This is a genomic window from Micromonospora maritima, from assembly GCF_902825405.1.
In the GTDB taxonomy this organism is placed as follows: Bacteria; Actinomycetota; Actinomycetes; order Mycobacteriales; family Micromonosporaceae; genus Micromonospora; species Micromonospora maritima.
Map to the genome: position 1 here is coordinate 1 of NZ_CADEAU010000638.1, position 2678 is coordinate 2678.

A 2678-nucleotide genomic window follows, 5' to 3' on the forward strand; every position below is an offset into this window, starting at 1 on the left:
CATCCCGGCCGTGTACGCGGCGACCAGCAGGCCGGCGGCGGCCAGGCTGAGCGACTGGCGGGCGAAGAGCAGCAGCGCGAGCGGGCCGCTGGCGGTGGGCAGCCGGCCGATCTGGCTGCCGAGGAGCACCCGGGCGACCTGCGGCGCGCGCAGCACCGCCCGGATCGAGGTGTCGACGGACATGGGGCATCGCTCCCGGAGAAGGGGGGTCGGGTGAGAGGCGTGGCACGCAGGTGCGCCTCAGGGAGCGAAGTCGGCCCGCTCGTGGTCGTTGCCGTAGAGCGGGAGGGCAGGGGTGATCCACTGCGCGTACGTCTCGGCCCGGATCACCCGCCGACGGTAACCCAATAGGGTGTCGGGATGGTCGACCGGCGAGCTGACGTGCCGACCCAGCGGGGCGTACGCGGACCGGGCGGGGCGGAACCGGGGCTGGCGGCCCGGTGCGCCCGGATCGTCGCGTCCCGGCCGTTCGAGATCGCGATCGTCGTGCTGATCATGGCGAACGGGGTGGTGCTGGGCATCGAGACGTACCCGCACGCCGGCACCACGGCGTCGGTGCTGCGCGGGACCGAGTGGATGTTCCGGCTGGTCTTCGTCGTGGAGATCACCATCCGGGTGCTCGCGTACGGCCGCCGGCCGCAGGACTTCCTCCGGCACGGCTGGAACGTGTTCGACCTGCTGGTCACCGTCGCGATCTTCATACCGTGGCTGCACGGCGACCCGGCCGTGCTGCGGTTCGTCCGGGTGGCCCGGGTGCTGCGCCTGGTCCGCTTCTCACCCGGCCTGCGCACCATCGTCACGGCGCTGTGGCGCAGCCTGCCCGGCGTGGCGGCGTTCCTGGCGCTCGCCGGCGTCACGCTCTACGTCTACGGCATGGCCGGCTGGCTGATCTTCGGCGACCGCTATCCCGAGCAGTACGGCGACATCGGCCGTTCGCTCGTCACGCTCTTCGTGCTGCTGTCCCTGGAGACGCTTCCCGACCTGCTGGAGCAGGGCCTCGAGGTGTCGCCGTGGACGCTGCTCTACTACGTCAGCTTCGTCATGATCGCGGTCAACCTGCTGCTGAACATCCTCATCGCCGTCATCGTCAACTCGATGGAGGAGGCGCGCCGGCTGGAGATGACCGAGGGGCTGTCGCCGGACTACGACTCCGACGGCGACGGCGTGCCCGACGAGGTGGACCGGATCGCGATCAGCCAACGCCTGGACGACCTGCGTACGGTGATCGCCGAGTTGGAGCGGGAGCTGCGGATCGACCGCGAGGACACCCCCGGCGCAAGCCGTCGCCGGCACCTCACCGAGCGCTGAGGGCTGCGCCGCTGTGCGACAGTGGCGAGTTGTGGACCTCCTCAGCGTGCGCGGCCTGACCCGGCGGTTCGGACAGTTGGTCGTGCTGGAGGACGTGTCCTTCAGCCTCGCCGCCGGGCGGCTCGTCGTGGTGGTCGGGCCGAACGGCAGCGGAAAGACCACGCTGCTGCGCTGCGTGGTCGGCGCGGACCGCCCGGACGAGGGTGAGGTTCTGGTGAACGGACGCCGCTGCTACGAGACCGATCCCGAGATGCGCGCGCTGCTCGCCGCCGCGCTCGACGACATCGACTTCTTTCCGGACCTGTCGGTGTCGGAGCACCTGGAACTCGTCGCGTACGCCCACGGCGGCTCCGGCCGGACGGTGGCCGAGGTGATCACGGAGCTGGGGCTCGACCGGGCCCGGGACCAACTCCCGTCGACGCTGTCCAGCGGGCAGCGCCGCCGGCTGGCGTTGGCCTCGTGCTTCGTGCGCCCCCGCCGCCTGCTCGTGCTGGACGAGCCGGAGCAGCGCCTCGACGCCCGGGGCCGCGAGTGGCTGGCCGACCGGCTGCTGCGCGAGAAGGCCGAGGGCACGGCCGTGCTGATGGCGACGCACGACGCCGAGCTGGCCGCGACGGTCGCGGACGACCGGCTCGAGATCGGCGTCGGTGCGTGACCACCGAGCTGCGGATCCGGCGGGGCGACCGGCCCGACGCCCGCCGGCTGCGGAGCTGGTTGCGGCGCAGCCGGCGGCGCCACCGGGAGACCTCGCTCGGTGACCTGTTCACCGACACCTACGTCCTCGTGCTCTTCTGCGGCATGTACGGCTGGGCGCTGTTCGACGGGGTCCGCGACTATCTCGGCTCCCCGTCGGGACGCCAGGGCGACCCGGGGGACCGGTACTGGATCGGCGTCGCCGCCGTGCTGACCGTCGTCGGGCTGGCCTGGCGAGGGCTCCGGGCGGTGGGGCCGCTGGTGGTGGCGCCGGCCGCGCAGTCCTGGGTGGTCAGCTCGCCGGTGGACCGCCGGGCGTGGCTGCGGCCCCGTTTCGTCGGGCTTCTCGTCCTCGCGTTCGCCGGTGGTGGCCTGCTCGGGTTGGCCTCGGCGGCGGCGACCGGTGGCGGCGGGGCGTACCGGCTCGCCGGTTCGGCGACGGCCGGCGCCGCCTGCGCGACTGCGGTCGTCGCCCTGGCCGTCGTCGCCCAGGCCAGCAGGCGTCCCTCCGGGTGGATCCGGGTCCTCGACCGGGCGCTGTTCGGTGCCGGCGCGGTGGTGGCGGCGACGGTGGTCGTGGGTCACCTGGCCGGCCGGTCCGTGCCGCCGCCGGCCGGCTCCGTCGTCGGCGTGGTCGCGCTGGTGGCGTGGCCGCCGACCGTGGCGGCGGTGGTCCG

General features: G+C 73.5%; 3 protein-coding genes and 1 pseudogene. 3 read left to right on the forward strand and 1 reads right to left on the reverse strand.

The annotated features are described in order from the left end of the window. A pseudogene (locus HUW36_RS30355) lies at positions 1-183 on the reverse strand (MFS transporter); the annotation flags it as partial. 177 nt (positions 184-360) lie between these two features. Between HUW36_RS30355 and HUW36_RS30360 the strand changes: the two are divergent. The 3 genes from HUW36_RS30360 to HUW36_RS30370 form a co-directional block, all read left to right on the forward strand. Further along, positions 361-1308: an ion transporter gene (locus HUW36_RS30360; protein ID WP_246248398.1), complete on the forward strand. Its 948-nt coding sequence runs from the start codon at positions 361-363 to the stop codon at positions 1306-1308. Positions 1309-1339: 31 nt separating this feature from the next. Beyond that, positions 1340-1963: a heme ABC exporter ATP-binding protein CcmA gene (ccmA, locus tag HUW36_RS30365; RefSeq protein ID WP_174531224.1), complete on the forward strand. Its 624-nt coding sequence runs from the start codon at positions 1340-1342 to the stop codon at positions 1961-1963. Next, a partial coding sequence (locus HUW36_RS30370; RefSeq protein WP_246248399.1) for a DUF6297 family protein occupies positions 1960-2678 on the forward strand: 719 nt, incomplete at its 3' end. The genes ccmA and HUW36_RS30370, both read left to right, overlap by 4 nt.

Coding starts and splice junctions, on each gene's coding strand:
- HUW36_RS30360 (WP_246248398.1), top strand. CDS start 361: ATGGTCGACCGGCGAGCTGACGTGCCGACCCAGCGGGGCGTACGCGGA.